Origin of the sequence: Pseudoalteromonas sp. SWN29 (assembly GCF_015864465.1) — a bacterium.
GTDB lineage: Bacteria > Pseudomonadota > Gammaproteobacteria > Enterobacterales > Alteromonadaceae > Pseudoalteromonas.
This window is the reverse complement of the sequence record NZ_JADYXE010000003.1, coordinates 135,310-142,475: the sequence shown is the minus strand read 5'-3', so window position 1 is coordinate 142,475 and position 7,166 is coordinate 135,310. Positions and strand designations below refer to the sequence as shown.

The 7,166-nt window shown below is 41.2% G+C and carries 6 protein-coding genes; 2 read left to right on the top strand and 4 right to left on the bottom strand.

From position 1 onward, the window contains the following. Positions 1 to 257 precede the first annotated feature (257 nt). The 4 genes from frr to rpsB form a co-directional block, all read right to left on the bottom strand. A complete protein-coding gene (gene frr, locus I6F53_RS02105; protein WP_231609641.1) occupies positions 258 to 779 on the bottom strand; it encodes a ribosome recycling factor in 522 nt (173 codons plus the stop codon). A 49-nt stretch (positions 780 to 828) separates the two neighbouring features. Next, the gene (pyrH, locus tag I6F53_RS02100) at positions 829 to 1,578 is read right to left on the bottom strand and encodes a UMP kinase (RefSeq protein WP_166421109.1); all 750 of its coding nucleotides are present in this window, start codon (positions 1,576 to 1,578) and stop codon (positions 829 to 831) included. A 157-nt stretch (positions 1,579 to 1,735) separates the two neighbouring features. Beyond that, the gene (tsf, locus tag I6F53_RS02095; RefSeq protein ID WP_007580981.1) at positions 1,736 to 2,587 is read right to left on the bottom strand and encodes a translation elongation factor Ts; all 852 of its coding nucleotides are present in this window, start codon (positions 2,585 to 2,587) and stop codon (positions 1,736 to 1,738) included. A gap of 103 nt (positions 2,588 to 2,690) precedes the next feature. After that, positions 2,691 to 3,419: a 30S ribosomal protein S2 gene (gene rpsB, locus I6F53_RS02090; RefSeq protein ID WP_166421110.1), complete on the bottom strand. Its 729-nt coding sequence runs from the start codon at positions 3,417 to 3,419 to the stop codon at positions 2,691 to 2,693. Between the two features lie 271 nt (positions 3,420 to 3,690). Here rpsB and map point away from each other — a divergent pair, with 271 nt between their 5' ends. Both map and glnD read left to right on the top strand, forming a co-directional pair. Continuing rightward, positions 3,691 to 4,476, top strand: a complete 786-nt coding sequence (gene map, locus I6F53_RS02085; protein ID WP_165739365.1) for a type I methionyl aminopeptidase — start codon at positions 3,691 to 3,693, stop codon at positions 4,474 to 4,476. 64 nt (positions 4,477 to 4,540) lie between these two features. Next, positions 4,541 to 7,159, top strand: a complete 2,619-nt coding sequence (glnD, locus tag I6F53_RS02080; RefSeq protein WP_197160161.1) for a [protein-PII] uridylyltransferase — start codon at positions 4,541 to 4,543, stop codon at positions 7,157 to 7,159. The last annotated feature ends 7 nt before the right edge of the window (positions 7,160 to 7,166 follow it).

Genomic DNA, 7,166 nt, shown 5'->3' with positions numbered 1-7,166 from the left:
GGCGTATTTCAATATGGGGTAGAGCCAAATTTTTAAGGCTGCACTTAAAATTTTTCTTAAGTACCTACCTATGACATCCATGTAGGCAACAAAGAGTTAATCGCCCCTAGGCAGAACCCTTTGGGCAGCGCATGTTTGGATTTTATGCATCGTTATCGCCTAATTATGGGGAATAACCACACAACATAGGCTCTGCCTTACCTAAAAACCAAACACACTGCTGCAAATTCAACCTCGAAAGATAGACAGGACCTTACTTAGATTTCCATCAATTCTGTTTCTTTAGCCGCTAATAGAGTATCCATTTCTTTAATAAACTTATCAGTAAGCTTTTGAATTGCATCATCTGATTGACGCGCTTCATCTTCAGAAATGTCTTTCTCTTTTAATAAACTTTTTACATCGCCATTAGCATCACGACGAATGTTACGAATAGCAACACGACCGCCTTCTACTTCAGCGCGTACAATTTTAATTAAATCTTTACGACGCTCTTCAGTAAGAGGAGGAAGTGGTACACGAATAACAGTACCTGCTGACATAGGGTTTAAACCTAAGTCAGACGCCATAATTGCTTTTTCAACAGCTTGCGCTAAAGACTTATCAAACACACCAATAGCCAGTGTACGAGAATCTTCAATTGTTACGTTAGCAACTTGGTTTAAAGGCGTTGGTGCACCGTAGTACGACACCATAATGCCATCTAAAATTGCAGGGTGTGCACGGCCAGTACGAATTTTAGATAGTTGACTACCTAGTGCAGTTACACTTTTTTGCATGCGCGCTTGCGCGTCTTTTTGAATATCGTTAATCACGGTTTAATCCTAATTATTTGATTATTTCATCTGAGGCTTGTGAAGAAATAAGTGTTCCTTCCGCTTCACCCATAATTACGCGTTTTAGCGCGCCTGATTTATTCATGTTAAATACGCTCAATGGCATTTTATGATCGCGAGCTAGAGTAAACGCCGCTAAATCCATAACTTTTAATTCTTTGTCAATAACTTCATTGTAGCTTAAATGGGTATAAAGCGTCGCATCTGGATTTTTAACAGGGTCATCACTGTATACGCCATCAACTTTAGTCGCTTTAATTACAGTATCCGCTTCAATTTCGATACCGCGTAAACACGCAGCAGAATCGGTAGTAAAAAACGGATTACCTGTACCGGCTGCAAAAATAACAACGCGACCAGTTTTTAATAAGCTAATTGCTTCAGCCCAATTATAAGCGTCACATACACCATTAAGCGGAATAGCCGACATTAAACGACAGTTTACAAATGCACGGTGTAGCGCATCACGCATTGCAAGGCCATTCATAACCGTTGCAAGCATACCCATGTGATCGCCTACTACGCGGTTCATACCTGCTTCTGCAAGTGATCCACCGCGTAAAAAGTTACCTCCACCAATAACTAAACCCACTTCTACGTCGAGTTCTACTAGCTCTTTAATTTCTTGAGCCATACGATCTAAAACTTTAGGGTCGATGCCAAAGCCTGCGTCTCCCATTAAAGCTTCACCACTTAATTTGAGAAGAACACGTCTAAAAATAGGTTTGCGATTGATAATCATAGTATTGGGGCCAACTTTTATTGAATTATGGATAAAAAATAACCGCGCTTATGTTAAACATAAAAGCGCGGTTATTTTAAAGAATTTCTAGCTGCGAAGCAAAACCAAATAGTACTTTAATTGCATCTAATTTCCTTTTGCTTCACAAATAGTAATCTTACTTAGCTTTAGCAGCAGCGATTTGAGCAGCAACTTCAGCAGCAAAATCTTCTTCTTTCTTCTCGATGCCTTCACCAACTTCTACACGTACGAAGCTAGTAACTGTTGCGTTTTTCTCTTTAAGAATATCGCCAACAGTTTTCTTAGGCTCCATGATGAAAGCTTGACCAGTAAGAGAAACCTCACCAGTGAATTTTTTCATACGGCCAACAACCATCTTCTCAGCGATTTCAGCAGGCTTGCCTTCATTCATCGCGATTTCGATTTGTACTTGCTTTTCTTTAGCAACAACGTCAGCAGGTACATCTGAAGGTGTTAGGTATTCAGGGCTAGATGCAGCAACGTGCATTGCAACGTGCTTAAGTGTTTCTTCATCAGCAACACCAGCAACAACAACACCGATACGATCGCCATGACGGTACTCAACTAGGTTTTCACCAGTTACATACTGTAAACGACGTACATTGATGTTTTCGCCAATTTTAGTAACTAGCTCAACACGGTCTTCTTCAAACTTAGCTTGTAAGTCTTCGATAGAGATAGTGTCAGCAATTGCAGCGTCAGCAACTTTATTAGCAAATGCTAAGAAGCTTACGTCTTTTGCAACGAAATCTGTTTGACAGTTAACTTCTACTAGTACTGCAACACCCGCGTTTTGCTTGATGATGATAGTACCTTCAGCAGCAATGTTACCTGCTTTTTTAGCAGCTTTAGCAGCGCCACTTTTACGCATGTTTTCAATCGCTAACTCGATGTCGCCATCAGTCTCAGTTAACGCTTTTTTACAATCCATCATGCCAGCGCCTGTGCGCTCGCGTAATTCTTTAACTAGGGCAGTAGTTACAGCCATTAGTAAATCCTCAAATCTGAAATCAGGTTAGATAAGCGGGTTACCCGCTCGACAAGAATAGCAAGTCTTCACCTTAAAAAGATGAAGACTTGATGACAGCTAATTACTCAGCTTCAACGAAATCGTCTTTCTCAGCTTGAGCAACGATGTTATTCTCGCGGCCTTCAGTAATAGCAGCTGCAACAGCGCTAGTGTAAAGGCTTACAGCACGGATAGCATCATCGTTACCAGGTACGATGTAATCAACACCGTCTGGGTTAGAGTTAGTATCTACGATTGCAACAACTGGAATACCTAGGTTGTTTGCTTCACGGATAGCAATGTGCTCGTGGTCAGCATCGATAACGAAAAGCGCGTCTGGAAGACCGCCCATGTTTTTGATACCACCAAGGCTCTTTTCAAGCTTTTCCATTTCGCGGTTAAGCGTTAACGTTTCTTTCTTAGTTAACTTCTCGAAAGTTCCGTCTTGGCTTTGTGCTTCAAGGTCTTTAAGACGCTTGATTGATTGACGTACAGTTTTCCAGTTAGTCAACATACCACCTAACCAACGGTGATTTACGAAGAACTGGTCGCTTTCTAAAGCAGCTGATTTAACTGCGTCGCTTGCTGCGCGCTTAGTACCAACGAAAAGAACTTTACCTTTGTTTGCTGCAGCACCTGATAAAAACTTAAGTGCGTCGTTGAACATTGGTACAGTTTGCTCAAGGTTGATGATATGTACACGGTTACGTGTGCCGAAGATGAAAGGCTTCATCTTAGGGTTCCAGTAACGTGCTTGGTGACCAAAGTGAACACCAGCTTGAAGCATATCGCGCATTGAAACGTTTGCCATTTTATAGATCCTCTATAGTTGTTTAGGGTTAGGCCTCCACATATCCCATAGCACCAACACCGAAGTAATTAAACTTCAAATGCACCCAAGTGTATGTGACGATACGTGTGTGTGTTAAAATAAAATTGTGTTTGCCTTAAATACAAAAAATCATTTAAGAATTTATTTGTAAAAAGACGGCGCGCTTTATACCATATTAAAATTAAATACTCAACGTCGCGTGCAAAATTTGTTCTGCGACAAATGTTAAAAACTCAACTTTGGAGCCTCAATGAGCGCTATTATCAAGACCCCTGAAGAAATAGAGAAAATGCGCGTAGCTGGGCGCTTAGCGGCCGATGTACTTGAAATGATCGGCCCTCATGTAGTGCCAGGTGTTACCACCGATGAGCTAAATACAATTTGTCATGATTATATTGTTAATGTGCAACAAGCAATCCCTGCTCCATTAAATTATCATGGCTTTCCAAAATCAGTTTGTACGTCAGTTAATCATGTTATTTGTCACGGAATTCCAAATGACAAAGCATTAAAAGAAGGCGACAGCGTAAATATTGACGTAACGGTCATTAAAGATGGTTACCACGGTGACACATCTAAAATGTTCCACGTTGGTACACCAAATATTCAAGGTAAACGTCTTGCAGAAGTAACGCAAGAAAGCTTATACCTTGCTATCAAAATGGTAAAACCAGGTGTGCGCTTAGGTGATATTGGTGAAGCAATTCAAAAATATGCAGAGAGCTTTAATTACTCAATTGTACGTGAGTATTGCGGCCATGGTATTGGCGCAGGATTTCATGAAGAACCACAAATAATGCATTACGGTAAAGCCGGTACTGGCGAAGCCTTAAAAGCAGGTATGTGTTTAACTATTGAACCTATGGTTAATGCGGGTAAACGCCAATGTAAGCTTCTTAAAGATGATTGGACAGTAGTTACACGCGACCGTAGTTTGTCTGCGCAGTGGGAACATACTTTATTAGTGACTGAAAATGGTGTTGAAATTTTAACGCTACGATCAGATGATACAATCGACAGGATTATCGAACACTAATAAAAACCGAACCATTTGATAAAAGTACTTATCAAAATAAAGGTTCTACAAGGAGCCAGCCCACGTGGCATTACCCAACAAAGTAAAAAAGTTGCTCAGCGATGCTGAGCAACTTAGTGATTATCGCGATTGTTCTAGCTATTTTTATAAATGGCTACATAACGAGTTTTCTAAACAACCGGTTGGGAATTTAATTAATGCCCGGGCTGAGTTTATTGACCGCCTACTCATAAAGCTGTTTCATGTTTACGACTTAGCGCATGAGCCTGATTTAGCGCTAATTGCTGTAGGCGGATACGGACGTGGCGAGCTACATCCCTACTCCGACATCGACTTTTTATTGCTTGTAACTAAACCGCCAAGCGAAGAAATATGCGAAAAAATAGGCCAGTTTGTCACCATGCTATGGGATCTCAACTTAGAGATAGGTCACAGCGTGCGCACCATAGAACAAGCCATTGAGCAAAAACGTGAAGATGTTACTTTTGCCACCAGCTTGCTCGAAAGCCGCCTTATTTTTGGTAACCACATTGAGTTTGAAAAGCTCAAAATGCATATTCTTGAAACGCCAGTATGGCGCTCAGGTGAATTTTTTACTGCTAAAGTTCAAGAGCAAAACTTACGCCACAGAAAGTGCCACGGCACCGCGTATAACCTTGAGCCAAACATTAAAGAAAACCCTGGTGGTCTGCGCGACTTACAAACTATTATTTGGGTGGCAAAAAAGCATTTTAGAACCGAAACCCTGCAAGAATTAATAAGTCACGGATACTTAACTCACGAAGAGTTTCAAGAGCTTTCTGAGTGCCTAGAAAACCTATGGAATATTCGCTTTGCACTGCATTTAGCTGCAGGTCGAGCCGAAAACCGTTTATTGTTTGATCATCAACCGCAAGCCGCTGAAATTTTAGGTTTTGGTAGCGACGGCAAAGCCTCCGTCGAGCGTATGATGAAACGCTTATTTAGAATAATGAGCCGCGTGCGCGAGCTTAACCAAATGCTACTTTCATACTTTGAACAAAGTATAATGCCCGAAAGTAGTGAAAAAACGGTGATAGAACTCGACAGAAACTTTGAACAAGTGGGCCATCAAATACGCGTAAAAGATCCGTCGGTATTTTTTAGACGCGACCAACTCTTTGTATTGTTTGAACACATAGCCGATAACCCAGCAATAACGCATATTTACCCAAGCACTATTCGTACCATTCGCCAGGTGCGCCGTCGTTTATTGGGTGACTTACAAGATTACGCAGCCTGCCGTGAAGCATTTTTACGCTTAGTTAAACACCCTAATGGCATGGGACGCGCATTTACGCTGATGCACAAGCACGGCATGCTTGCCGCTTACCTACCACAGTGGCGTAATATATTTGGGCAAATGCAGTTTGATTTATTTCATGCTTATACCGTTGATGAGCACACCCATAAGTTAATCAAAAATATTTACGAATACTTTGATAAAACAGGCATTAGCGAGTTTCCTATTTGTAGTGAAATAGTTACTCGAATGGATAAACCAGAGTTACTTTATTTAGCCGGTATTTTTCATGATATTGCTAAAGGCCGAGGTGGCGACCATTCAGAACTTGGCGCTGTTGATGCCATAGCTTTTGCTAAATTGCATGGCTTTTCATCGGCTGATGCTAAGCTAGTAGCATGGCTTGTAAGTAACCATTTACTTATGTCGGTTACCGCACAGCGTAAAGATATTAACGACCCAGCTGTAATAAAAGACTTTGCTACACGTATTAAAACAGAGCGCCAACTCGACTATCTATATTGTTTAACCGTTGCCGACATACGTGCAACCAACGACAACTTATGGAACGATTGGAAAAACACCCTACTGCGTGAGCTTTATTTACACACGCAACGCGCACTACGCTTAGGGCTCGAAAACCCAATGGATCAACGCGACCAAATTCGCGACAAAAAGCATCAAGCTAAACAGCGTCTACTTAATTTAGGTTATCAAGAGGAACAAATTGATTTAATTTGGAGCCGCTTTAAAGCCAACTATTATACCGCTTTTAGTGAACAGCAAATATCATGGCAAACCGAGCATTTATTAAATAGCCCCGACTTAAGCCAACCCAGTGTTATTGTGTCTAACAAAGCGATGCATGGCGGTACGCAAGTATTTGTATACAGCCCTTACTCTGGCGCATTATTTGCCAGATTAGTGAGCGTAATTGGCTCTAAAAAAGCACAAATACAACACGCCCAAGTACTGACCACAAAAGACGGTTATATACTGTTTAGCTTTGTAATACTTGAAGTGAGCGGCGACCCTATAGCCAGTGGTAGAGCGCAATCAATTAAACGTGGGCTTGAGCAAGCACTAAGCGATCCGCGTAAAAAAATTCGCTTTAAAAAGAGCCGAACTCAACGCTTTAAAGATTTTAATATTAAACCTAAAATTGTACTGCGCCCACATGCACGCAAAGATCGTAGCTTAATAGAAATTCAAGCCGTCGATATTCAAGGTTTACTAACCAAAATAGCCGAAGTTTTCCAAGCGCATTTACTACACATTCACGCTGCCCGTATTACCACAGTAGGTGAACGTGCCGAGGATTTCTTTGTTGTATCTAATAACGAATACCAAGCGCTGACTGATGAAGAGCAAGCAAAAATTCATCAGGCATTACGTAAAAAATTCAACGCCGAAACAGAATAGAGGACAC